At 74.8% G+C, this 22,359-nt stretch carries 22 protein-coding genes; 14 read left to right on the top strand and 8 right to left on the bottom strand.

Annotated elements, in window-relative coordinates:
• Positions 1-38: 38 nt before the first annotated feature.
• The 3 genes from KDL28_RS34940 to KDL28_RS34950 form a co-directional block, all read right to left on the bottom strand.
• The gene (locus KDL28_RS34940; RefSeq protein ID WP_252445594.1) at positions 39-818 is read right to left on the bottom strand and encodes a sporulation protein; all 780 of its coding nucleotides are present in this window, start codon (positions 816-818) and stop codon (positions 39-41) included.
• A gap of 104 nt (positions 819-922) precedes the next feature.
• Complete coding sequence (locus KDL28_RS34945; protein WP_252445595.1) at positions 923-1,216, bottom strand: hypothetical protein; 294 nt, start codon at positions 1,214-1,216, stop codon at positions 923-925.
• 48 nt (positions 1,217-1,264) lie between these two features.
• On the bottom strand, positions 1,265-2,224 hold the full coding sequence (locus KDL28_RS34950; protein ID WP_252445597.1) for a DUF302 domain-containing protein: 960 nt from the start codon (positions 2,222-2,224) through the stop codon (positions 1,265-1,267).
• 421 nt (positions 2,225-2,645) lie between these two features.
• On the opposite strand from KDL28_RS34950, the gene KDL28_RS34955 reads away from it, so the two are divergent.
• From KDL28_RS34955 to KDL28_RS34980, 6 genes are all read left to right on the top strand, one after another.
• The gene (locus tag KDL28_RS34955; protein ID WP_252445599.1) at positions 2,646-3,431 is read left to right on the top strand and encodes an electron transfer flavoprotein subunit beta/FixA family protein; all 786 of its coding nucleotides are present in this window, start codon (positions 2,646-2,648) and stop codon (positions 3,429-3,431) included.
• A gap of 29 nt (positions 3,432-3,460) precedes the next feature.
• Positions 3,461-4,417, top strand: a complete 957-nt coding sequence (locus tag KDL28_RS34960; protein ID WP_252445602.1) for an electron transfer flavoprotein subunit alpha/FixB family protein — start codon at positions 3,461-3,463, stop codon at positions 4,415-4,417.
• A 167-nt stretch (positions 4,418-4,584) separates the two neighbouring features.
• A complete protein-coding gene (locus KDL28_RS34965) occupies positions 4,585-5,352 on the top strand; it encodes a GNAT family N-acetyltransferase (protein WP_252445603.1) in 768 nt (255 codons plus the stop codon).
• A 125-nt stretch (positions 5,353-5,477) separates the two neighbouring features.
• Complete coding sequence (locus tag KDL28_RS34970) at positions 5,478-6,716, top strand: cysteine desulfurase family protein (RefSeq protein WP_252445609.1); 1,239 nt, start codon at positions 5,478-5,480, stop codon at positions 6,714-6,716.
• A 2-nt stretch (positions 6,717-6,718) separates the two neighbouring features.
• Positions 6,719-7,795: a tRNA 2-thiouridine(34) synthase MnmA gene (gene mnmA / locus KDL28_RS34975; RefSeq protein ID WP_252445613.1), complete on the top strand. Its 1,077-nt coding sequence runs from the start codon at positions 6,719-6,721 to the stop codon at positions 7,793-7,795.
• Between the two features lie 84 nt (positions 7,796-7,879).
• Positions 7,880-8,692 (top strand): DUF1206 domain-containing protein, encoded by an 813-nt coding sequence (locus KDL28_RS34980; RefSeq protein ID WP_252445614.1) that lies wholly within the window; start codon positions 7,880-7,882, stop codon positions 8,690-8,692.
• Positions 8,693-8,758: 66 nt separating this feature from the next.
• On the opposite strand, the gene KDL28_RS34985 is transcribed toward KDL28_RS34980, so the two are convergent.
• Complete coding sequence (locus KDL28_RS34985; RefSeq protein WP_252445616.1) at positions 8,759-8,935, bottom strand: hypothetical protein; 177 nt, start codon at positions 8,933-8,935, stop codon at positions 8,759-8,761.
• A 321-nt stretch (positions 8,936-9,256) separates the two neighbouring features.
• Here KDL28_RS34985 and KDL28_RS34990 point away from each other — a divergent pair, with 321 nt between their 5' ends.
• Positions 9,257-10,333 (top strand): uroporphyrinogen decarboxylase/cobalamine-independent methonine synthase family protein, encoded by a 1,077-nt coding sequence (locus tag KDL28_RS34990; protein ID WP_256503359.1) that lies wholly within the window; start codon positions 9,257-9,259, stop codon positions 10,331-10,333.
• Positions 10,334-10,394: 61 nt separating this feature from the next.
• On the opposite strand, the gene KDL28_RS34995 is transcribed toward KDL28_RS34990, so the two are convergent.
• Positions 10,395-10,838, bottom strand: a complete 444-nt coding sequence (locus tag KDL28_RS34995) for an SRPBCC family protein (RefSeq protein WP_252445618.1) — start codon at positions 10,836-10,838, stop codon at positions 10,395-10,397.
• Between the two features lie 97 nt (positions 10,839-10,935).
• Here KDL28_RS34995 and KDL28_RS35000 point away from each other — a divergent pair, with 97 nt between their 5' ends.
• The 5 genes from KDL28_RS35000 (at position 10,936) to KDL28_RS35020 (ending at position 17,131) form a co-directional block, all read left to right on the top strand.
• On the top strand, positions 10,936-11,439 hold the full coding sequence (locus tag KDL28_RS35000; RefSeq protein ID WP_252445620.1) for a MarR family winged helix-turn-helix transcriptional regulator: 504 nt from the start codon (positions 10,936-10,938) through the stop codon (positions 11,437-11,439).
• Between the two features lie 40 nt (positions 11,440-11,479).
• Positions 11,480-13,873: an NAD-dependent DNA ligase LigA gene (gene ligA / locus KDL28_RS35005; protein WP_252445622.1), complete on the top strand. Its 2,394-nt coding sequence runs from the start codon at positions 11,480-11,482 to the stop codon at positions 13,871-13,873.
• A gap of 96 nt (positions 13,874-13,969) precedes the next feature.
• Positions 13,970-14,689, top strand: a complete 720-nt coding sequence (locus KDL28_RS35010) for a 3-keto-5-aminohexanoate cleavage protein (RefSeq protein WP_252445625.1) — start codon at positions 13,970-13,972, stop codon at positions 14,687-14,689.
• A gap of 173 nt (positions 14,690-14,862) precedes the next feature.
• Positions 14,863-15,933, top strand: a complete 1,071-nt coding sequence (locus KDL28_RS35015) for a ferredoxin reductase (RefSeq protein WP_252445628.1) — start codon at positions 14,863-14,865, stop codon at positions 15,931-15,933.
• A 10-nt stretch (positions 15,934-15,943) separates the two neighbouring features.
• Positions 15,944-17,131: a fatty acid desaturase family protein gene (locus KDL28_RS35020; protein ID WP_252445631.1), complete on the top strand. Its 1,188-nt coding sequence runs from the start codon at positions 15,944-15,946 to the stop codon at positions 17,129-17,131.
• Between the two features lie 6 nt (positions 17,132-17,137).
• On the opposite strand, the gene KDL28_RS35025 is transcribed toward KDL28_RS35020, so the two are convergent.
• The 3 genes from KDL28_RS35025 to KDL28_RS35035 are packed head-to-tail and all read right to left on the bottom strand — an operon-like array spanning position 17,138 to position 20,235.
• On the bottom strand, positions 17,138-18,373 hold the full coding sequence (locus tag KDL28_RS35025; protein WP_252445636.1) for an aminotransferase class V-fold PLP-dependent enzyme: 1,236 nt from the start codon (positions 18,371-18,373) through the stop codon (positions 17,138-17,140).
• A 38-nt stretch (positions 18,374-18,411) separates the two neighbouring features.
• Positions 18,412-19,557: a PucR family transcriptional regulator gene (locus tag KDL28_RS41845; protein WP_252445637.1), complete on the bottom strand. Its 1,146-nt coding sequence runs from the start codon at positions 19,555-19,557 to the stop codon at positions 18,412-18,414.
• A 24-nt stretch (positions 19,558-19,581) separates the two neighbouring features.
• On the bottom strand, positions 19,582-20,235 hold the full coding sequence (locus tag KDL28_RS35035) for an ACT domain-containing protein (protein WP_252445638.1): 654 nt from the start codon (positions 20,233-20,235) through the stop codon (positions 19,582-19,584).
• Positions 20,236-20,530: 295 nt separating this feature from the next.
• On the opposite strand from KDL28_RS35035, the gene gatC reads away from it, so the two are divergent.
• Positions 20,531-20,857, top strand: a complete 327-nt coding sequence (gene gatC, locus KDL28_RS35040; RefSeq protein ID WP_252445641.1) for an Asp-tRNA(Asn)/Glu-tRNA(Gln) amidotransferase subunit GatC — start codon at positions 20,531-20,533, stop codon at positions 20,855-20,857.
• Entirely contained in the window at positions 20,857-22,356 is a 1,500-nt protein-coding gene (gene gatA, locus KDL28_RS35045; RefSeq protein WP_252445644.1) for an Asp-tRNA(Asn)/Glu-tRNA(Gln) amidotransferase subunit GatA, read from the top strand. Before gatC ends, gatA begins: the two co-directional genes overlap by 1 nt.
• Positions 22,357-22,359: the final 3 nt, after the last annotated feature.

Genomic DNA, 22,359 nt, shown 5'->3' on the forward strand with positions numbered 1-22,359 from the left:
TCCAAAATGACGACAAGTTCGTTCTCGACGGGGTTCGGTCAGCCGAAGAGGCCGCGGCGGCGGGCCAGCTCGTGCAGCTGCTCGTCGAGGAAGCGGTCGAGGTCGCCGGAGTCGATGAAGTCGTAGGGCAGCGGCAGCCTGCGGACGCGGTCGTCGCCCTCGGTGAGCAGCCCGGCCTTCTTGTCGCCCTCGAGGACCACCTCGATCTCGTGCGGTCGGGTCAGGAACGTCACCTCGACCTCGTTCAGCGAGCGCGACAGCGACGCCGGCGGGTAGAACTCCAGCTCCTGGTAGAACGGCAGCGTCGACCCGCGGATCTGGCCCCGCTCGACGTCGGAGCTCTTGAACCGGCAGCCGATCCGCTCCAGCGCGCCCAGGATGCGCTGCTGGGCGGGCAGCGGCTCGACGCGGATCGGGTCGTAGTCGCCCTTGTCGAACGACTTGGCGATCTCCAGCTCGGTGCGCACGCCCAGCCGGACGCCGCGCAGGTCGCCGCCGTTGACGACGTTGAACGGCGTCTCCAGCGGCACGTCCATCGAGAACGGCACGCTGCGGCGCTGGCCGGGGTGCAGGGTGAACTCGCCCTCGACGACCTGGCGGGCGAACGTCGAGTCGGACTGGTGCTCGCTGTCGTCGGTCTCCACCTCGACCCGGCACACCAGGGTCAGCGCCAGGTACTTGATCTCCTGCTCGAACTCCCCGCCGACGACCTCGACCACGCCGTCGAGCCGGCCGCCCGGCTGCGCCACCGGCGTGTGCACGATCGTGTCGACGGTCGTGCCGCCGCCGAACCTCGCCTTGATCCGCTTGAAGATCATCTTTGCCCCCCAGCCGCTCGATTCCCCCGAACCGGGGCAGACCCTATCGCGCACCCACCACTCGAACGGGCGAACCGCCGCGACCGCGCGGCCGGGGGTGCGCGTCAGGCGTCGGGAGCGTTCTCCACGGTCAGCACGCCACCGATGTCGTAGCGCAGCCAGGCCAGCAGGACGCGGTCCTCCAGGGTCAGCGGGACCCGCGGGCCCGACCAGCTCAACAGCGCCGTGGGGCGGTGGGCGAGCGCGTCGCGCAGGGTCGCGGCCAGCTCCGGGGTGGCCAGCACGATGACGCCCTCGTGGCTGACCGCCTGCGACCCGGGCGCGGCGTCGGCGGCGTCCGGGCCCGTGCTGAGCACGTAACCGCAGCCCTGCCGATCGTCGTATCCGGTCACCACCATGTGCGCGTTCCCCCGTGCTCGTCCGGCGTTGCCCGTCCAGCCTGCCGCTCAGGGTTCGAGTCCGGCGCCGGTGCGGGCGATCTTGTCGGCCTCCGCCGCGAGAGCGACCACATCGGGGGAGTCGGCGGGGATGCCGTGGCGCAGCGCGATCCGCCGGATGTCGGGGTAGCCGACCGCCGTCTCGTTCCGCTCGTTGATGAACACGACGAAGCGCAGCGGCAGGTCCAGGCCGATGGTCGGGGCCGCGGCCAGCAGCGGGGCCTCCACGGCCGGACGCGTGATCAGCACCGCGGTGCTCGCCCGCGGCGGGGCGGGGGTGCCGGGCGGCTGCCCGGGGCGGGGCCGGCCGGTGTCGGGGACGAACTCGAGCGTGGCCAGCACGTTGTTGCCGCCCCGGGCGCCTGCGCGCTGCAGGTCGGCGACCGCGGCGGCGATCGTCCCGTCGCTGATCACGGTCAGCAGGTAGTCGACCGGCGTGACCCCGATCAGCGGGGCCGCGGTGGCGTCCACCGCCCCGGGGGCGACCGCGCCCAGGATCGCCGCGTTGGCCTCGGCCAGCGGCTGGCTCACGGCGACGTCGGAGACGCCGGACAGCGCGGCGAGGTAGTCCAGGCTGTCGAAGCTCAGCACCGTCGTCCCCGCGTCGTCCTGGCGCACCTGGAACGGTGAGGGCAGCACGCCACCGGCCCGGGGGTCGAACAGGGCCATGCCGGTGTTGGCGGCGTCGGGGCCGCCGATGACCACCGTGTTCGGCGGGATCTGCACGCCGGCCTCGCGGGCCGCGGCGGCGTGGTCGACGACCGCGGCCACCCGCCCGCCGCCGCTGGTGATCGCGTCCTGCAGGCGCTGGGCGAGCGCGGCCGGGTCGCCGTCGGCGGCCACCGTGACCGAGCCGGCCGGTTGGCCGGGGACCAGGGCCGCGCGGAGCGTGGCGCCGGAGCCGCCGTCCAGCGCCCCGCACGCCGAAGCGCTCAACGAGAGCGCCAACACGGCACCCACTGTCCGCATGCGGGCTCGGACCAGGGTGGGCATCGGCGGCTCCGGGGCAGGGCTCGGGGTCGAGGGGGGCGGCGGCGACCTTAGCGGCGCGGATCCCGCGCGGGCCGGTCGTCCACCGGGCAGCCGATCAGCGGCGCCGCTCGCGCGCCAACAGGACTGCGGGGACCGGTCGACCGGTTCGTGACACCGGAGTGACCGGTTTCACCCGTGCGCCGATTGCCGGTCGTATACCCCCTGGTAACAATGACCGGGTTGGGTCGCCCGGCGTGCGGGACCGCGGTCGCGGGCGGCGGAGTCGCATGTGAAGGTCCCAGCAGCAGGTCCTGGAAGTCCCCGATCGATTCCGGCGTCGGCGCCGTGGACGGCAGCCGCGCCGGCCGGCGGGGTCCATCGCGGGTCGCCCGCACCGGCAGGAGGTCGAAGAGGTCCGATGAACATCGTCGTGCTGGTCAAGCAGGTGCCGGACACCTATTCGGAACGCAAGCTCGACGCGTCGGACGGGACGTTGGACAGGGACGCCACCGACGCCGTCCTCGACGAGATCAACGAGCGTGCGGTCGAGGCCGCGCTGCAGATCAAGGAAGCCAACGACGGCTCCGCGGTGACCGTCGTGACGATGGGCCCCGACCGCGCCACCGAGGCCATCCGCAAGGCGCTGTCCATGGGCGCCGACAAGGCCGTGCACCTCAGCGACGGCGCGCTCGCCGGCTCCGACGCGGTGTCCACCGCCAAGGCGCTGGCCAAGGTCATCGGCACGGTCGACGGGTTCGACCTGGTGCTGGCCGGCAACGAGGCCTCCGACGGGCGCGGCGGTGCCACCCCGGCGATGGTGGCCGACCTGCTGGGCGTCCCGGCGCTCACGCACGCCCGCGAGATCACCGTTGAGGGCTCATCGGTGACCGTGCGCCGCGAGACCGACGACGGCGTCACCGTGCTGACCGCGGAGCTGCCTGCCGTCGTCTCGGTCGGCGAGAAGATCAACGAGCCGCGCTACCCCTCCTTCAAGGGGATCATGGCGGCCAAGAAGAAGCCGGTGACCACCCTGTCGCTGGCCGACGCCGGGATCGACGCCGGGGAGGTGGGTGCGGCCGGTGCGCTGAGCAGCGTCACCTCCGCGCAGCCCAAGCCGCCCAAGAGCGCGGGCGAGAAGGTCACCGACGAGGGCGACGGCGGCCAGAGGATCGCCGCGTTCCTGGTGTCCCAGAAGCTGATCTGACCCGGTCCGACGAGCGAAGGAGAAGACCCATGGCCGAAGTTCTGGTCCTCGTCGACCACGTCGAGGGTGAGGTCAGGAAGAGCACGTTCGAGCTGCTGACGGCGGCGCGCGCGCTCGGCGAGCCGTCCGCGGTCGTCGTCGGCGCCCCCGGCACCGCGCAGGGGCTGTCGTCCGCGCTGGCCGCCAACGGCGCCGAGAAGATCTACGTCGCGGAGACCGACCGCACCGACTTCCTGAGCCCGCAGGTCGACGTGCTGGCCGCGCTGGTCGAGTCGGCGTCTCCGGTCGCGGTGCTGATCAACGCCAGCGCGGACGGCAAGGAGATCGCCGGCCGGCTGGCCGTGCGGACCGACTCCGCCTGGCTCAACGACGTCGTCGCGGTGTCGGCGAACGGGCGGGTCGGCGCCACGCACTCGGTGTTCGGCGGCGCCTACATCGCCCAGGCCGAGGCGAAGACCGAGCACCCGGTCGTCACCGTCCGGGCGGGCGCGATCGACGTCGAGGCCGTCGCGGGCGCCGGCACCGAGGAGCGGGTCGAGGTGCCCGCGGCCGCCGGTCGCGGCGCCACGGTGCAGAGCACCGAGCCGATCACCGGCGGCGACCGCCCCGAGCTCACCGAGGCCAGCGTGGTGGTCTCCGGCGGGCGCGGCGTGGGCTCCGCCGACGACTTCTCGATCATCGAGGGCCTGGCCGACTCGCTCGGCGCGGCCGTCGGCGCGTCCCGGGCGGCGGTCGACTCCGGCTTCTACCCGCACCAGTTCCAGGTCGGGCAGACCGGCAAGACGGTGTCGCCGCAGCTCTACATCGCGCTGGGCATCTCCGGGGCGATCCAGCACCGGGCCGGCATGCAGACCTCGAAGACGATCATCGCGGTCAACAAGGACGCCGAGGCGCCGATCTTCGAGATCGCCGACTTCGGCGTCGTGGGCGACCTGTTCCAGGTCGCCCCGCAGCTGAAGGAAGAGATCGCCAAGCGCAAGGGCTGATCTCCCCGGGCCGCTGGTCCAGGAAAGCCACGATGCCGCCCGCAGAGGGCGGCATCGTGGCTTTCCTGGCGTTCGGGGCGGGCTCGGAGCGCGAAGTTCACCCCGGCGCCATGATGGCGTCGGTCGGCGTGAGCGGAACCGTCGCCGCCGGCCCGTATCCATCTCGCGTGAGCTCAGCCCAGGTACTGGTCCGCACCCCGGGCGCAGCCGCCTCCCGCTACTCGATGCTGCTGACCGACGACCCGGACGAGGTGCGGGCCGCCCAGCGGCTGCGCCACCGGGTCTTCGCCGACGAGCGCGGGGCCGCCCCGCGCGCGCCGGTCCCCGGGCTGGACGTCGACCGCTTCGACGCGCACTGCGACCACCTGCTGGTCCGCGAGGACGCCACCGGCGAGGTCGTCGGGACCTGCCGGCTGCTCCCGCCGGAGCGCGCGGCCCTGGCCGGGGGCCTGCACTCCGACGGCGGGTTCGACCTGACCGCGCTCGCCCCGCTGCGCTCGTCGCTGGTCGAGGTGGGGCGCGCCTGCGTGCACCCCGACCACCGCGACGCGTCGGTGGTCGAGATGGTGTGGGCAGGCATCGCCGGCTACCTGGTGCTCAGCGGCCACCGCTGGGTCACCGGCCGCGTCGGCATCCCGCTCGACGACGGCGGCCGGGCCGCGGCGAGCGTGTACGACCGGGTGCTGGCCCGCCACCTGGCGCCGCCGGAGTACGTGGCCCAGCCGGTGCGCCCGTGGGACCCCCGGGGCGTGCGCCGCCGCCTGCGCGCCCAGCCGCCGCCGCTGCTGCACGGCTACCTGCGCCTGGGCGCCTGGGTCTGCGGACCGCCCGCCTACGACGCGGAGTCGCACTGCGCCGACTTCCTGGTGCTGCTCGGCCTGGACCACATCGACCCCCGCTACCTGCGCCGGCTGGTGGGCGGGCGCCGCCCGTGACCGGGGCCACCCGCCGGAGCGCCCCGCGGGAGGCAGCGCTCGCCGCCTGAGAAGTCGCGCGTCTACCCTTGGCCACGGCGACCGGACCGGGTTCACCGGACGGGTGGTTCGACAGATGGCGGCTGATGGCAACGACGGACGTGACCTCCCCAGGGCAGACGACCTACCTCGACCACGCCGCCACCACGCCGGTGCTCGACGAGGTGGTGCTGGCGATGGCCGACGCCATGCGGCGCACCGGCAACGCGTCCTCGCTGCACACGTCGGGCAGGCGGGCCCGCCGCGACGTCGAGGAGGCCCGCGAGCGCATCGCGGCCGCCGTCGGCGCCCGGCCGTCGGAGGTGGTGCTCACCACCGGCGGCACCGAGAGCGACAACCTCGCCGTGAAGGGCCTGTACTGGGCGCGCCGCTCGGCCGACCGGCGCCGCCGCCGGGTCCTGGTCTCCGCCATCGAGCACCACGCCGTGCTGGACGCGGCCACCTGGCTCAGCGAGCACGAGGACGCCGAGGTCGAGCTGCTGGGCGTCGACGAGCTGGGCCGGGTGAGCCCGGCCGCGCTGCGCGCCGCACTGGCCCGCGACCCCGCCTCGGCCGCGCTGGTCTCGGTGATGTGGGCCAACAACGAGGTCGGCACGGTCAACCCGGTCCGCGAGCTGGCCGCCGTCGCCCACGAGTTCGGCGTGCCCATCCACACCGACGCGGTGCAGGCCGTCGGCGTGCTGCCCGTCGACTTCGCCGCGTCGGAGGTCGACGCCCTCACCCTCACCGGGCACAAGCTGGGCGGCCCGTACGGGGCCGGGGTGCTGCTGCTCGGCCGGGAGATCGCGCTCACGCCGCTGCTGCACGGCGGCGGCCAGGAGCGCGACGTCCGCTCCGGCACCCTGGACACCCCCTCGGTCGTGGCGCTGGCCAAGGCCGTCGAGGTCGCCGTGGCCGACATGCCGCGCCGGGCCGCCACCCTGTCGGGCCTGCGCGACGACCTCATCGGCAAGGTGCTGGCCTCGGTGCCCGACGCCACCCTCAACGGCGACCCGGGCACCGCCGTCATCGACGGCGGCCCGTCGCGGCTGCCCGGCAACGCCCACCTGTCGTTCCCCGGATGCGAGGGCGACAGCCTGCTCATGCTGCTCGACGCGCACGGCATCGAGTGCTCCACCGGCTCGGCCTGCACGGCCGGGGTGGCCCAGCCCAGCCACGTCCTGCTGGCGATGGGCGCCGACGAGGCCACCGCCCGCGGCTCGCTGCGGTTCTCCTTCGGCCACACCTCCACGCACGCCGACGTGGACGCCGTCGCCGCGGTGATCGGACAGGTCGTCGAGCGGGCCCGGCGCGCGGGCCAGCACGTCACCGCGGGCAGGCACTAGCCGTGCGCGTACTGGCCGCGATGAGCGGCGGTGTCGACTCGGCGGTGGCCGCGGCCCGGGCCGTGGACGCCGGCCACGACGTCGTCGGGGTGCACCTGGCGCTGTCCGAGACGCCCGACGCGCTGCGCTCCGGTTCGCGCGGCTGCTGCTCCCGCGAGGACGCCGCCGACGCCCGCCGCGCCGCCGACGTGCTCGACATCCCGTTCTACGTGTGGGACTTCGCGGCCCGGTTCAGCGCCGACGTCGTCGACGACTTCGTGGCCGCCTACGCGCAGGGCCAGACCCCGAACCCCTGCCTGCGGTGCAACGAGAAGATCAAGTTCTCGGCGCTGCTGGACCGCGCGCTGGCCCTGGGCTTCGACGCGGTGTGCACCGGCCACTACGCCCGCAACCTCGGCGGCGAGCTGCGCCGGGCCGTCGACGCCGACAAGGACCAGTCCTACGTGCTGGCCGTGCTGACCCGGGACCAGCTGGCGCACGCCGTGTTCCCGATCGGCGACACCCCCAAGCCCGGGGTGCGGGCCGAGGCGGCCGAGCGCGGGCTGCGGGTGGCCGACAAGCCCGACAGCCACGACATCTGCTTCATCCCCTCCGGCGACACCCGCACCTTCCTCGGGGCCCGGCTGGGCCCCCGGCCCGGCGCGGTGGTGGACGCCGAGACCGGCGCCGAGCTGGCCCGCCACGACGGCATCCACGGGTTCACCGTCGGGCAGCGCAAGGGCCTGGGCATCGACGCCCCGGCCCCCGACGGCCGCCCGCGCTACGTGCTGGGCATCGAGCCGGTCTCGGGCACGGTCCGGGTGGGCCCGGCGTCCGCGCTGGACGTCCGCACGGTCGAGGCCCGGCGCCCGGTGTGGTCGGCGGGCGAGGCCCCTGGCGACCGGTTCGCCTGCGTGGCCCAGGTCCGCGCGCACGGCGGCCTGGCCGCCGCCACGGCCGTCGTGGACGGCGACGGCGTCGTCGTCGAGCTGGACGAGCCGCTGCGCGGGGTCGCGCCCGGTCAGGCGATCGCCCTCTACCGGCCCGACCCGGACGGCGACGTCGTGCTGGGCTCGGCCACCATCAGCGCCACCCGGTAGCGCGGGTACGGCGGGCGGCCGGTTGCAGGGAGTAGTCCCCGGGGGAATCGGGCACTCTGCGGCGTCCGCCCCAGGAGGTGCGCCTTGTCCGCTCTGTCGCAGCCGGTCGACGCCGTCCACGACGTCGCCGACAGCAAGCCCGTCAAGCTGCTCGCCAGGGTCGGGCTGGTGGCCTACGGCGTGGTGCACCTGCTGATCGCCGGGCTGGTGGTGCAGGTGCCGTTCGGCGAGCCCGAGCAGGCCGACAAGAAGGGTGCGCTCGGGCAGGTCGCGTCCACCCCGGCAGGCGCCGTCCTGCTCTGGGTGATCACCGCCGGGCTGGCCGCACTGGTGCTCTGGCAGCTCGCCGAGGCGATCTGGGGCCACCGCGGGGTCCCGGCCCGCGAGCAGGCGGTGCGGCGGGCCATCAACGCGGCCGAGGCGGCCCTCTTCGCCGTGCTGGCCTACTCGGCCGGTTCGATCGCGGCCACCGGCGGGGCCCCGTCGCTGTCCAAATCGTTCGCCGCGGCCGTGTTCGACCTGCCCGGCGGCCGGTACCTGGTGGCGCTGGGCGGGCTCGCCCTGGTCGCGGGCGGCGCCTACGCCGTCTACCGCGGGGTGAAGAAGGAGTTCCTGCGCGACCTGCAGCTCAGCGGCGAGGGTGCGCGCCGCCGGCGGCTGATCACCCGGCTGGGGCAGGTCGGCTGGTGCGCCCTCGGCGTGGTCTACGGGCTGCCCGGCGCGCTGCTGGTGGTCGCCGGACTGCAGTACGACCCGAAGGAGCCGGTCGGGCTGGACGCCGGCCTGCAGGCGCTGGGCCGCCAGCCCTTCGGCGCCCCCGTGCTGGTGGCGCTGGCCGCCGGCCTGGTCGCCTTCGGTGTCTACTGCTTGGTGGACGCGCGCTACCGCGAGGACTGACCGGGCCGGCGGCGCCACCGCCGGCCCGGCCGGGACGTCACCCCGGCGCGCCCGCCCGCCGGGTGCTCAGTCGGTGACGCCCAGGTGCCGGTTGCCGCGGTCGTCCACCCAGCTGGCGTTGGCCGTGCAGTACCCGGTGCCCTTGGCCAGGCCGGTCTGGCCGCTGACGATCCGGTCGGTGTCGGTCCCGACGTCGTGCGCGAGCGGGTTGCACTCGCCGGAGCAGCCGTCCACCGACACCATCCCGGCCCGCCCATCACGGCGGCGGCGCGGGCGGCCCGGCGGGCGAGGGTCGACATCGGTGCGGTGTCCCTTCGGTCGTGCGCGGCGACCGGTCGGCCGCCGCGTGGTGCGACCGCAGCAAACCCGGGCACGGCCGTCGGGGACAGGCACACGACCGGCACTGCGGCGGCACCTGCGACCACTAGCACCCGGCCCGGCCCCGCCGACCCGGCCCGCACCTGGTACACACCGCGGGTGAGCACCGACGACCCCATCGCGGCGGCACTGGCCGCGGCCGGACTGGCCGGCGCGCGGCCAGGGGAGACGGTCGGAAGCGGGCCCCTGACCGTCCCCGAGACCGCGGAGCCCGACCGGGAGGAGACCGGGCCCGCCCCGCGCTGGCCCGACGGCGCGGCCACCGGCGTCGGCTCGATGCCCGGCACCCAGCCCCTGGAAGCCGCCGCTGTCGTCGTGGGCGAGCTGCCGCTGCTGCCGCACCTGCCCGAGCTGCCCGACCGCGGCGTCGGCGCCGACATGATCGGCCGCGCCGCCGGGCTGCTGGTCGACCTGGCCGTGGAGGTGCGGCCGTCGGGCTACCGGGTGGCCGCCCGGCCCGGCCACGAGCACCGCCGGGCCGTCGACTTCATGCGCCGCGACCTGGACGCCTTCCAGGAGGCCTGCGACCCCGTCCGCCCGGGCTGGGTGAAGGTGCAGGCGGCCGGCCCGTGGACCCTCGCGGCCGCGGTGGAGCTGCGCACGGGCCACCGCGTGCTCACCGACCGGGGCGCCGTGCGGGAGTTCGCGACCAGCCTGGCCGAGGGGCTGCGGGCGCACGTGGCCGAGGTGGCCTCCCGCACCGGGGCGCAGGTGCTGCTGCAGCTCGACGAGCCCACGCTGCCCGCCGTGCTGGCCGGCTCGCTGCCCACCCCCTCCGGCTACGGCACCGTGCGCGTGGTGGCCGAACCGGCCGCCAAGGACCTGCTGCGGGAGATCATCGCCGCGGTCGGCGTGCCCGTGGTGCTGCACTGCTGCGCGGACCGCCCGCCGCTGCGGCTGCTGGCCGACGTCGGCGCCGCGGCCGTGGGCATCGACGCCACGCTGCCCGGGGTGGCCGGGCGGACCGCCGAGACCGCTCAGCTCGACGCCATCGGCGAGACGTGGGACGCCGGCACCCCACTGCTGCTGGGGCTGGTGCCCAGCACCGCCCCGCGCGGGCGGGTCAGCGACAAGTCCCTGGCCCGGCCCGCCCTCGACCTGGCCGACCGCCTCGGCTTCGACCGGCACCGGCTGGCCACCCTGGCCGTGCCCACCCCGACCTGCGGCCTGGCCGGGGCGTCCCCGGAGTGGGCCCGTCGGGCGCTCACCCTGACCCGCGAGATCGCCGTGCTGTTCACCGACCCGCCCGACGAGCAGTCCTGACGGCGCGGGCGCACCCCCGATGCGCCCGCGCCGACCGGCCGTCCCCGCGGCCGCCCCCCCGTCACCCCGCGGTCGCCCGCTCGACCAGCGCCCGCAGCCGCCGCAGGTCGCCCACCAGCTGCCGGCGCAGCAGCACCCCCAGCACCGGCGCGAGCAGCCGGTTGACGCCGTCCGGGCGGACGTTCGTCTGCACCCGGACCCGGCTGCGCCCGCCGGGCAGCTCCTCGACGGTGCGGCTGCCGTCGGCGTCGATGCCCGACGTGGTCCGCCAGGACAGCGTCCGGCCCGGCCCCACGGACTCCACCCGGCCCCCGTTGCGGTAGGCCCGGCCGGCGAACCGCATCTGCTCGTCGGTGGTCTGGCCCGGCGCGGCCGGTCCGGCCGGGGACGGGTCCATCGTGGTCACCCCCGCCCGCCACTCCGGGTCGCGCCGGTAGTCGCCGAGCAGCTCCCACACCCGTGCGGCCGGCCCGTCCACCTCGGTCTCCACCCGCAACCCGATCATCGGACGACGGCCTTCCAGAAGTTGTCTACGGTCATGGACGAAAAGTACGACATCGAAATGTATGAGGTCAAGGAGTTCGACGATGTAGGATCTCCCGGTGGACGCAGTCGACCGGCACATCGAGCAGTGGCGGACGGAGCGACCGGACCTCCCCGAGGAGGGCCTGGCCGCGATGGCGCTGTTCGGCAGGCTCGGCAGGCTGGTCGGGCTCGTGGGCCCGGCGATCGAGGCGGTGTTCGCCCGCCACCGGCTGACCACCGGCGAGTTCGACGTGCTGGCCGCGCTGCGCCGGGCGGGCCACCCGTTCGTCCTCACCCCCGGCGTGCTGGCCCGGACGATGATGCTCTCGCCCGCGGCGATGACCAACCGGCTGGACCGGCTGGAGGCGGCCGGGATGATCGCGCGTTCGCTCGATCCGGCTAACCGGCGCAGCATGCGGGTGGAGCTCACGGCCGACGGGCGGCGAGCCGTGGACGCGGCGGTGGCCGAGCACGTGGCCAACGAGCAGCGGCTGCTCGACCCGCTCACCCCGGCCGACCGGGTCGAGCTGGACCGGCTGCTGCGCGTCCTGCTGGGCCACCTGGAGCCGGACGCGCGCTGACGTCGCCCGGCTGTCGGTCCCGCTCGGTAACCTCACCCGCGTGAGTTCGACATCGTCGCAGGCCACATCGCCGGAGCAGGCCGCCCAGCGGCACGCCCAGCTGGCCCAGGAGATCAACGGGCACCGCTTCCGGTACTACGTGCTGGACGCCCCGGTCGTCTCCGACGGCCAGTTCGACGAGCTGTGGCGGGAGCTGCTGGCGCTGGAGGAGCGCTTCCCGGAGCTGGTCACCCCGGAGTCGCCCTCGCAGAACGTCGGCAGCCGGTTCAACACCGACTTCACCGCCCACGACCACCTCGAGCGCATGCTCAGCCTGGACAACGCGTTCACCACCGACGAGCTGCGCGGCTGGGCCGAGCGCATGGCCAAGGAGGTCGGCGAGGGCGAGCTGCACTACCTGTGCGAGCTCAAGATCGACGGGTTGGCCGTCAACCTCCTCTACGAGGACGGCGCGCTCACCCGGGCCCTCACCCGCGGCGACGGCCGCACCGGCGAGGACATCACGCTCAACATGCGCACGCTGGAGGAGGTGCCCCAGCGCCTCACCGGCACCGACGAGTTCCCGGTGCCGAAGCTGGTCGAGATCCGCGGCGAGGTGTACTTCCGGCTGGCCGACTTCGAGGCCCTCAACGCCTCGCTGGTGGAGGCGGGCAAGCCGCCCTTCGCCAACCCGCGCAACACCGCGGCGGGCTCGCTGCGCCAGAAGGACCCCCGGGTCACCGCCTCGCGCCACCTGCGGCTCATCTGCCACGGCTTCGGCAAGCGCAGCGGGTTCGCGCTGGAGCGCCAGTCGCAGGGCTACGACGCGCTGCGCGCCTGGGGGCTGCCGGTCTCCGAGCGCACGAAGGTCCTCACCGGCGTCGACGACGTCGTCGCCCACGTCGAGCACTGGGGCGAGCACCGCCACGACATCGAGCACGAGATCGACGGCGTGGTCGTCAAGGTCGACGAGGTCGCCCTGCAGCGCAGGCTGGGGTCCACCTCGCGGGCCCCGCGCTGGGCCATCGCGTTCAAGTACCCGCCGGAGGAGGCCACCACCAAGCTCCTCGACATCCAGGTCAACGTCGGGCGCACGGGTCGGGTCACGCCGTTCGCGCAGATGGAGCCGGTGGTCGTGGCCGGGTCGACGGTCGCGCTGGCCACCCTGCACAACGCCGACGAGGTGCGTCGCAAGGGCGTGCTCATCGGCGACCGGGTCGTCATCCGCAAGGCGGGCGACGTCATCCCGGAGGTCCTCGGGCCCGTCGTCGACCTGCGCGACGGCACCGAGCGCGAGTTCGTCATGCCCACGCACTGCCCCGAGTGCGGCACGGCGCTCGTCCGGCAGAAGGCGGGCGACGTCGACCAGCGCTGCCCGAACGCCCGGTCCTGCCCCGCGCAGCTGCGCGAGCGGCTGTTCCACGTGGCCGGCCGGGGCGCGTTCGACATCGAGGTCCTGGGCTACGAGGCCGCGGTCGCGCTGCTCACCTCCGGCGTCGTTCAGGACGAGGGCGACGTCTTCGGCCTCACCGAGGACGACCTGCTGCGCGTCGAGCTGTTCCGCACGAAGGCGGGCGAGCTCTCGGCCAACGCCCGCAAGCTGCTGGCCAACCTCGAGTCGGCCAAGGAGCGCCCGCTGTGGCGGGTGCTGGTGGGGCTGTCCATCCGGCACGTGGGCCCGACCGCTGCCCAGGCGCTGGCCAGGGAGTTCCGCTCGATGGACGCCATCGAGGCGGCCGCCGCCGAGGCCGCGCGGGCCACCGAGGCCGCCGGCGTCGCCATCATCTCCGACGGCTCGGCGGCCGACCCGGACGCCGCGGCGGCCGACGCCGTGGCGGCGGGGGAGGTGCCGGAGGGCGCCGGGTCGGCCGAGGCCGCCGAGAGCGCCGGGCCGGCCGGTTCCGCCGAGCCCGCCGGCTCCGCGGAGCCGTCCGAGGAGGAGCGCGCCGCCGCCGAGGAGGCCCGGGTCGCGGCGGCGGAGAAGGCGGCCCGCGCCGCGGCCCGCGCCAAGGCGAAGGCGCTGGCCGAGGCGCTGGCCCCGATCGCGGGCGTCGAGGGGGTCGGCCCGACGATCGCCGCCGCCGTGCGCGACTGGTTCACCGTCGACTGGCACCGTGAGGTCGTGGCCAAGTGGCGCCGCGCGGGCGTGCGCATGGTCGACGAGCAGGACTCCTCCGTCCCCCGCACACTGGAAGGGCTCTCCATCGTGGTCACCGGCTCGATGGAAGGCTGGTCCCGGGACGAGGCCAAGGAGGCCATCATGGCGCGCGGCGGTCGGGCGGCCGGCTCGGTCTCGAAGAAGACGGCGTTCGTGGTCGCGGGCGAAGCACCCGGCTCCAAGTTCGACAAGGCCATCGAGATCGGGGTCCCGGTGCTCGACGAGGCCGGTTTCGGCGTCCTGTTGGAGCAGGGCCCGGATGCGGCGCGGCAGATCGCCACGGTCGGCGCAGGCTGAACGGGTGAGCCGGGTCACCCGCGGGTGACGCCGCACGGGTGCCCCACTGGTCGCACGTATGATCTTCATTGAAGGTTCGACGAAGGGGGCGGGTCCGTGCTGCAGGCGGTTCTGAATGGATCCCGCCCGGAGGACGCCCACCCGGCCCTCCCCGTCCTGGCCCGCCACCTCGCCCGCGACGCGCGCGCCGTGGCCCGGCTCGGGATCTCCGCGGTGCACGTGCACCCGCGCGACGCCAAGGCCCAGGAGACGCTCGACCCGATGCACGTCGGCGACGCAGTCGCGGCGATCCGCGCCGAGGTGCCGAACATGGAGATCGGCGTGGCCACCGGGCGGTGGATCCAGCCCGACCCGGAGAAGCGGGTCGAGGCGGTGCTGTCCTGGGGGCGCCTCGGGGTCGGCAAACCCGACGTGTGCTCGGTCAACGTGCACGAGAGCGGCTGGGAGAAGGTCTGCGCCGCGGCCTACCAGGCCCGCATCGGCGTCGAGCTCGGCGTCTGGACCAGCGGCGACGCGGTCACCCTCACCAAGCACGGCATCCCGCCGGGCACCACCAGGGTGCTGGCCGAGTCCACCGTCTCCGACCCGGAGACCTCGGTCGCCGAGGCCATCCGCATCCTGCGCGCGCTGGGCACGCTGCGCGTCCCGATCCTGCTGCACGGCGAGGAGGACGGCGCCTGGCCCGTCCTGGAGTACGCGCTGCGCATGGGCATGGACACCCGCATCGGCTTCGAGGACGTGCTCAACCGGCCCGACGGGTGGCTCGCGACCGGCAACGACGACCTCGCCCGCGCGGCCTTGGCCATCCGCGTCTGAGGCCCGCCGTCGCATGGTCGGGACTACCGGGTACCCGCTGGTGGGGGCATCCCCACCTGATCGGCGGGTCGAATCCGGCGTGTCCGGCGATTGTGGCTGAGGCCAAAGAAACCCGGCCGCGAACGTGTGCGAGAGCGTGGGCGTCGATCGGGACCGGGCCATAGCGTCGAGTCATGGGAGTTCTCGGCTCGATCGGACAGCGCGCACGGCACGTGGCGGGGTGGTTCACCCAGCCGTTGCTGCCAGACGACCTGCTCGGCACCCTGAACCCGATGTGGTCGCGGCGCGAGCCGCACGCCCGCGTCGTCGGTGTCCGCAGGGAGACCGCGGATACCACCACCCTGCTGCTGCAGCCCGGCCCCTCGCACCCCGAGCACGTCGCCGGCCAGTTCGTCGGCGTCGGTCTGCGGATCGACGGCGTGTGGCAGTGGCGCACCTACTCGGTGACCTCCGCCCCCGGCGACCGCCTGCTCGCGGTGACCGTGACCGCGCTGCCCGGGGGCACCGTCTCCGGGGCGCTCGCGCACCGCACCCCGGTCGGCGCCCTGCTGCGGATCGGGCCGCCTGCCGGCGAGTTCGTGCTACCGAACCCGGTGCCCGAGAAGCTGCTGTTCCTCACCGCGGGCAGCGGCATCACCCCGGTGATGAGCATGCTGCGCGACCTGGCCGGGCGGTCCGAGTCGCTGTCGGGCGCGGTGCTGGTGCACTGCGACCGCACGCCCGCCGACCTCGTCTTCGGGCCCGAGCTGCGCGCACTGGCCGCGGCCACCGGCCTCACCCTGATCGAGCGGCACACGGCGCTGGAGGGCCGGCTGACGCCGGAGACGCTCACCGACGTGGTGCCCGACTGGACCGCCCGCCAGACCTGGGCCTGCGGGCCGACGGCCATGCTGGACGCCCTCACCGAGCACTGGGCGCGCGCCGGCGACCCGGACGCGCTGCACCTGGAGCGGTTCGTGCCGCCCACCCCGGTCGCCGACGGCCTCACCGGTGGGCGCGTCTCGTTCACGACCAGCGGGATCTCCGCCGACGCCGGCCCGGGAACCCCGCTCATGGCGGCCGGGGAGGCAGCCGGAGCGCTGCTGCCCAACGGCTGCCGCATGGGCATCTGCCACACCTGTGTCGGGAAGCTGCGCTCCGGCGCGATCCGCAACCTGCACACCGGTGACCTGACCGACACACCCGGCCTCGCCGTGCGCACCTGTGTATCCGGTGCCGCAGGCGACGTCGAGATCGAGCTCTGAGGAGACCCCCGTGCCCCCCACCCCCATCACCTTCAGCCCCCAGATCAAGCCCAGCGCCGCCGCCCACCTGACGGCCGAGCAGGTCGAGGCCCTCGGCGCCGAGCTCGACGCGATCCGCGCCGAGGTCATGGACAGCCGCGGCGAGGCCGACGCCGCCTACATCCACAAGGTGATCGCGGTGCAGCGCGGCCTGGAGATGGCCGGGCGCGGAGCCCTGCTGTTCTCCCGGTTCCCCCCGGCCTTCGTGGCCGGCACGCTCGCACTGGCCGTGGCCAAGATCCTGGACAACATGGAGATCGGCCACAACGTCCTGCACGGGCAGTGGGACTGGATGCGCGACCCGCGGATCCACTCCACGACCTGGGAGTGGGACCACACCACCCCGGCCGAGGCCTGGAAGAAGACGCACAACTACGAGCACCACACGTTCACCAACGTGCGCGGCAAGGACCGCGACCTGGGCTACTCGATCATGCGGATCACCCCGGAGCAGGACTGGCGGCCCGTCGACCTGATCCAGCCGCTGACCAACGTCGGCCTGTCGCTGATCTTCGAGTGGGGCATCACGCTCTACGACCTGGAGTTCGACCGGGTCCAGGAGGGCACCAAGACCAAGGCGGAGCTGCAGGCCGACCTCAAGGTCCTCTGGCGCAAGCTGCGCCGCCAGCTCGCCAAGGACTACCTGCTGTTCCCGGCGCTGTCCGGGCCGAACTTCCTGCGCACGGCGCTGGCGAACCTGACCGCCAACGTGATCCGCAACGTCTGGTCGCACGCGGTGATCTTCTGCGGGCACTTCCCCGACGGCACCGAGACCTTCGAGGAGGACCGGCTCGAGGGCGAGACCAAGGGCGAGTGGTACGTCCGGCAGATGCTGGGCTCGGCCAACCTCACCGGCAGCCCGCTGTTCCACATCATGACCGGCAACCTCAGCCACCAGATCGAGCACCACCTGTTCCCGGACATGCCGAGCAACCGCTACGCCGAGATCGCCCCGCGGATCCGCGAGATCTGCGACCGCTACGGCCTGACCTACACCGCGGGCTCGCTGCCCAAGCAGTACGGCAAGGTCGTGCGCACCATCTGCCGGCTGGCCTTCCCCGGCGGCGGCAAGAAGAAGGGCGCGCCGGTCACCGCGCTCCCGGTGCAGACCGGCCCGGCCCGCCCGGTCAACGGCGCACCGGTCCGCCTGGCCGGCTGACCGCGCTCAGCCCGCGGACCGGGCGATCGCCGCGACCGCGGCGACCGCCCGGTCCAGCTCCTCGACCGTGTTGTAGTAGTGCGGGGAGAAGCGCACGAGCGGGTGGACCCCGCGCTCGTCGAGCTGGTTGTGCCCGGGCACGGTCGTGCTGACGTTGATGCCCTCGGCGCCCAGCGCCGCGGCGACGTCGGCGGTGTCCCGGCCCCGCACGTCGGCCGTGACGATGGCGCAGCGCTCGGCTTCCCGGTCGTGGGTCCGCACCCCGGGCACGTCGTCGAGGCCGCGGCGCAGCCGCTCGCCCAGCGCGACGGCCCGGCGCGCGACGGCGTCGAGCCCGAGGTCGATGGCCTGGCGCACGGCGCTGCCCAGCCCCACCACGTTGACGTAGCTGTTCTCCCAGGTCTCGAACCGGCGCGCGCCCTCGGCCCAGCGGAACCCGCGGCCCCCGTCCCAGGTGGCCGCGCTGATCTCGACGACGTGCGGGTCGAGCCGCTGCAGCGCCCCGGGACCGAACCAGGCGAAACCGGTGCCGCGCGGGCCCCGCAGGAACTTGCGCCCCGTGCCGGTCAGCACGTCGCAGCCCAGCGCGGCCACGTCGACGGGGAGCTGCCCCACGACCTGGGTGGCGTCGAGCAGGTAGAGCGCACCGGCGTCGCGGGCGATCCGGCCGACCTCGGCGGCCGGGTTGACCAGGCCGCCCGAGGTCGGCACCCAGGTCAGGCCGATCAGCTTCGTGCGCTCGTCGACGAGGCCGGCCAGCGCGTCGAGGTCGATCCGCCCGTCGGCGTCGTCGGGCACCACCACGAGCTCGGCCCCCGTGCGCCGGGCCACCTGCAGGTAGGCGAGCACGCTGCTGCCGTACTCGGCGCGCCCGGTCAGGATGCGGTCGCCGGGGCGCAGGGGCAGCGAGTAGAAGGCCGCGTTCCAGGCGTGCGTGGAGTTGTCGAACAGCGCGATCTCGTCGGGCCGCCCGCCCACCAGCTCGGCGAGCGCGGAGTAGGTGGCGTCGATGTGCTCGCGGGCGTGCGCGGCGGCCTCGTAGCCGCCGATCGTGGCCTCCAGCTGCAGCTGGCCGGTCATCGCGGTCAGCGTCGCGGTGCTCATCAGGGCCGCGCCCGCGTTGTTGAGGTGGGTCCGGTGCGCGCACCCGGGGGTCTGCGCGCGGAGGGCGTCGAGGTCCCACCCGGCGTCCAGGTCGTACGTGCCGTCGTCGGTGTCGTCTTCGATGATCGCATCGGCCACGGGCCCAGCCTCCCCGAACGGGGGAGCGGGCGCACGGCTCAGCTGGTCGGCCGCCCGGCGCGCAGCGCGATCGTCAGCTCCAGGCGCTGGTCGGGGTCGTCGAGGGCGCCGCCGAGGGCCTCACGCAGCCCGGCCAGTCGGTAGCGGACGGTCTGCGGGTGCACGTGCAGCGTCGCCGCGGCCGCGGTGACGTCGCCGTGCGCGTCCAGCCAGGCCCGCAGCGTCTCCTCGGCCCGCCCCGCGGCACCCTCCGGCATGGCCCGCAGCGGGGCCAGCGCGCGCCCGCAGAGGTCGGCGGTCAGCTCGGGCTCGGCCGCCAGCAGCAGCGTGAGCAGGTGCTCCTCGGCGCGCACCAGGTTCTCGGTCGAGCCGGGCTGCTGCAGCAACCCGGCCTGGTGCAGGGGCCACGCGGCCCGCGCCCTGGCGATGGAGCGGTGGGCCTGGCCCGGCTCGACGACGGGCCCGAGCACCGCGGTGCGCCCGGCCAGCCCGGTCCGCACGCGGTCGAGCCACCCCGTGCGGTCGGGCACCGCGACCAGCGCCACCCCGACGGGGTCCAGGTCGGCGGCGATCGTCGTGGGCAGCCGCGACGCGACCGCCACGGCCTCGTCGACGACCAGCGCCGCCAGCCGCGGCGGCAGCGGCCAGCCCGCCGCCGCGGCCACCCGCTCCACCTCGATCGCCGAGGCCGGGGGGAACCGGGCCAGCACCTCGACCAGGGCGTGCCGGCGCGCCTGCAGCGATCCCGCCCGGTTGGCCTCCTCGTCGGCCCAGCCGGCCACCGAGGCCGCCGACAGCCGCTCGATGTAGCCGAACACCGCCTCGGCCAGGCTGAAGATCGCCTCCGGGCCCAGCGTGCGGGCCGTGGTGGTGCTCGACATCCGCCGCCACAGGGTCCGCGCCCCCACCTGGTAGGCCGACTGCAGCGCGGCCAGCGTGCGCCCCTCCCGGTGCTCCAGCAGGCCCAGCGCGCGGTAGACCCGGTCGTCGCCGAGCGGCTCGTCGCGCCCGAGCAGGTCCAGGAACTGACCCAGCGCCGCGGAGACCCCCTCGGTGATCCGCATGCCGAAGCGGCCGGTCAGCGGCCGGGCGTAGTCGGGCACCTCGGCCCGGACGGCGGTGATGATGTCGTCGGTCGCGCCCTCCAACTCGGGGCGGAGCGCCGCGCCCACCCAGTCGGGCACGCTGGTCCACGGGTGCCCCACCGGTCAGCCGCCCAGCACGGTCGTCACGATCCCCGTCAGGTGGGTCAGCCTGGCCAGCTCGGACGGCCGGAACGCCGGTCCACCGGGCCGGCCGACCACCAGCGCCGTGGCGTTCGGGCCGAACGGCGCCGCGGCCAGCTCGGTGTCCAGCGCGCTCCACGGCTCGGGCACCCAGTGCACGGCGGGGTCGATCACCACGGCCTTGGCCAGCGGCAGCCAGGGCAGGTCGCCCGCCCTGGTCTCGGGGGCGGCGGAGCTCTCGGCGAGCCGGTAGGACCGCGAGCCCTCGCGCACGGCGATCAGCGCCCAGCCGGCCCGGAAGATCCGCGGCACCTGCTCGGCCAGCAGCTGCATGCCGTGCTCGGGGTCGCCGGTGATCTCCTCGATCAGCTCCAGCTCGTGGCTGGTGTCGAGCCGGCCCGAGTGCGGGCGCACGGACTCGACCTCGACGCCGGGCACCGACTCGGCCGCGGTGATCAGCACGTCCGGTGGGCGGCCCGGCGGCAGCTCGACGGCGAGGTCGTCCACGGCGAGCCCGTGCGCGCGCTCGACGACGTCCATGCCGAGGATGTCGGCCCCGGCGTTGCCCAGCGCGGTGGCCACCGCCCCGAGACTGCCCGGCTTGTCCGGCAGCACGACCCGGAGCAGGAACGACACGCGCCAAGCCTCCTCGACCGATCCCAGCACACCCACGGCGCGTCCACCCCGATCGGACGGCCGACGGCGCGCCGGCCGGGCCGACGTGGCACCCCGGTTCGCGATTGTGTCAGCCCGGGGGCCCGAAGGCCCAACATCGTCGAGACCGGGCGCGTCCGGGCTGTGGATACCCGCGCGACCGGTCCGCGGCGGTTCCCTAGACTCGACAGGAGCCGGCTCCATGGCGTGTCCGTCGCGGGACCCGACCGGCCGGCCCCCCATCGCAGGCTCCTGCCCTTCTCGCCTGGAGGACTTCTTGAGTTCCACCGAAGGGCCCGCCGATACGTCGGGCCTGACCAGGGACGAGGTCGCGCACCTCGCCCGGTTGGCCCGGCTCGCCGTCACCGACGACGAGCTCGACGTGCTCGCGGGCCAGCTCGAGGTCATCCTCGGCGCGGTCGCCAGCGTCGGCGAGGTCGCCGCCGACGACATCCCGCCCATGTCCCACGCCGTGCCGCTGGAGAACGTGTTCCGCGCCGACGAGCGCCGCCCCGGCCTGAGCCAGCAGCAGGCGCTGGCCGGCGCGCCCGCCGCCGAGGACGGGCGCTTCCGGGTCCCGCGGATCCTGGGCGAGGAGGCGTGATGGACGAGCTGACCAGGCTGACCGCGGCCGAGCTGGCCGAGAGGATCCGCACCCGCGAGGTCTCCGCCGTCGAGGTGACCCGCGCCCATCTGGACCGGATCGCCGCCGTCGACGACACGGTCCACGCGTTCCTGCACGTGGCGGGGGAGTCCGCGCTGGAGTCCGCCTCGCTGGTGGACGCCTCGCTGGACGCCGGCACCGCGCCGGCGTCCCCGCTGGCCGGGGTGCCGCTGGCGCTCAAGGACGTGTTCACCACCACGGACATGCCCACCACGGCCGGGTCCAGGATCCTCGAGGGGTGGCGCCCGCCCTACGACGCCACGGTCACCTCCCGGCTGCGGGCGGCCGGGATCACGATCCTGGGCAAGACCAACATGGACGAGTTCGCCATGGGCTCGTCCACCGAGTACTCGGCCTACGGGCCCACCCGCAACCCGTGGGACACCGCCCGCGTGCCCGGCGGGTCCGGCGGGGGATCGGCCGCGTCCCTGGCCGCGTTCGAGGCCCCGCTGGCCATCGGCACCGACACCGGCGGCTCGATCCGCCAGCCGGCCGCGTTCACCGGCACCGTCGGCGTCAAGCCCACCTACGGCGGCGTCTCCCGCTACGGGCTGATCGCCTGCGCGTCCTCGCTCGACCAGGCCGGCCCGTGCGCGCGCACCGTGCTCGACGCGGCCCTGCTGCACGAGGTCATCGGCGGCTACGACCCGATGGACTCCACCTCGATCGACGCCCCGGTGCCCTCGGTCGTGGAGGCCGCCCGGTCGGGCGCCACCGGCGACCTGACCGGCGTGCGGGTCGGCGTCGTGCGGGAGATGGGCGGCGAGGGCTACCAGCCCGGCGTGCAGGCGTCCTACGAGGCCGCGCTGCGCCGGCTGGAGAAGCTGGGTGCCGAGCTGGTCGAGGTCAGCTGCCCGCACTTCCAGTACGGCATGGCCGCGTACTACCTGATCCTGCCCAGCGAGGTCTCGTCCAACCTGGCCCGCTTCGACGCGATGCGCTACGGCCTGCGCGTCGACTCCGGCGCCGGCGCCGAGGAGGTCATGGCGGCCACCCGCGAGGCCGGGTTCGGCCCCGAGGTCAAGCGCCGGATCATCCTGGGCACCTACGCGCTGTCCGCCGGCTACTACGACGCCTACTACGGCCAGGCGCAGAAGGTCCGCACGCTCATCGCGCGCGACTTCGCCGCCGCCTACGCCAAGGCCGACGTGCTCGTCTCGCCCACGACCCCGACGACCGCCTTCCCCATCGGGGAGAAGGTCGACGACCCGCTGGCCATGTACCTCAACGACCTGGCCACCATCCCGACCAACCTGGCCGGCACGGCCGGCATCTCGGTGCCCACCGGCCTGGCCGACGGGCTCCCGGTCGGGCTGCAGGTCATGGCGCCCGCCCTCGGCGAGGCCGCGATGTACCGGGTGGCCGCGGCCTACGAGGCCGCGCGCGACGCCGAGGACGGCGGCCCGCTGATCCACCGCGTTCCGGAGGTGACCGCATGAGCG

This window comes from Pseudonocardia humida (assembly GCF_023898865.1).
Lineage (GTDB): Bacteria > Actinomycetota > Actinomycetes > Mycobacteriales > Pseudonocardiaceae > Pseudonocardia > Pseudonocardia humida.

What these genes read in the sequence shown, in the direction of transcription:
- KDL28_RS34985 (WP_252445616.1), bottom strand. Translation starts at nt 8,935, where the DNA reads ATGGTGTCGGTGGACGGCTGCTCCGGCGAGTGCAACCCGCTCGCGCAC.
- gatA (WP_252445644.1), top strand. Translation starts at nt 20,857, where the DNA reads ATGGACGAGCTGACCAGGCTGACCGCGGCCGAGCTGGCCGAGAGGATC.
- KDL28_RS34960 (WP_252445602.1), top strand. Translation starts at nt 3,461, where the DNA reads ATGGCCGAAGTTCTGGTCCTCGTCGACCACGTCGAGGGTGAGGTCAGG.
- KDL28_RS34940 (WP_252445594.1), bottom strand. Translation starts at nt 818, where the DNA reads ATGATCTTCAAGCGGATCAAGGCGAGGTTCGGCGGCGGCACGACCGTC.
- KDL28_RS34995 (WP_252445618.1), bottom strand. Translation starts at nt 10,838, where the DNA reads ATGATCGGGTTGCGGGTGGAGACCGAGGTGGACGGGCCGGCCGCACGG.
- KDL28_RS34955 (WP_252445599.1), top strand. Translation starts at nt 2,646, where the DNA reads ATGAACATCGTCGTGCTGGTCAAGCAGGTGCCGGACACCTATTCGGAA.
- KDL28_RS35015 (WP_252445628.1), top strand. Translation starts at nt 14,863, where the DNA reads ATGGGAGTTCTCGGCTCGATCGGACAGCGCGCACGGCACGTGGCGGGG.
- KDL28_RS34945 (WP_252445595.1), bottom strand. Translation starts at nt 1,216, where the DNA reads ATGGTGGTGACCGGATACGACGATCGGCAGGGCTGCGGTTACGTGCTC.
- KDL28_RS34970 (WP_252445609.1), top strand. Translation starts at nt 5,478, where the DNA reads ATGGCAACGACGGACGTGACCTCCCCAGGGCAGACGACCTACCTCGAC.
- KDL28_RS34950 (WP_252445597.1), bottom strand. Translation starts at nt 2,224, where the DNA reads ATGCGGACAGTGGGTGCCGTGTTGGCGCTCTCGTTGAGCGCTTCGGCG.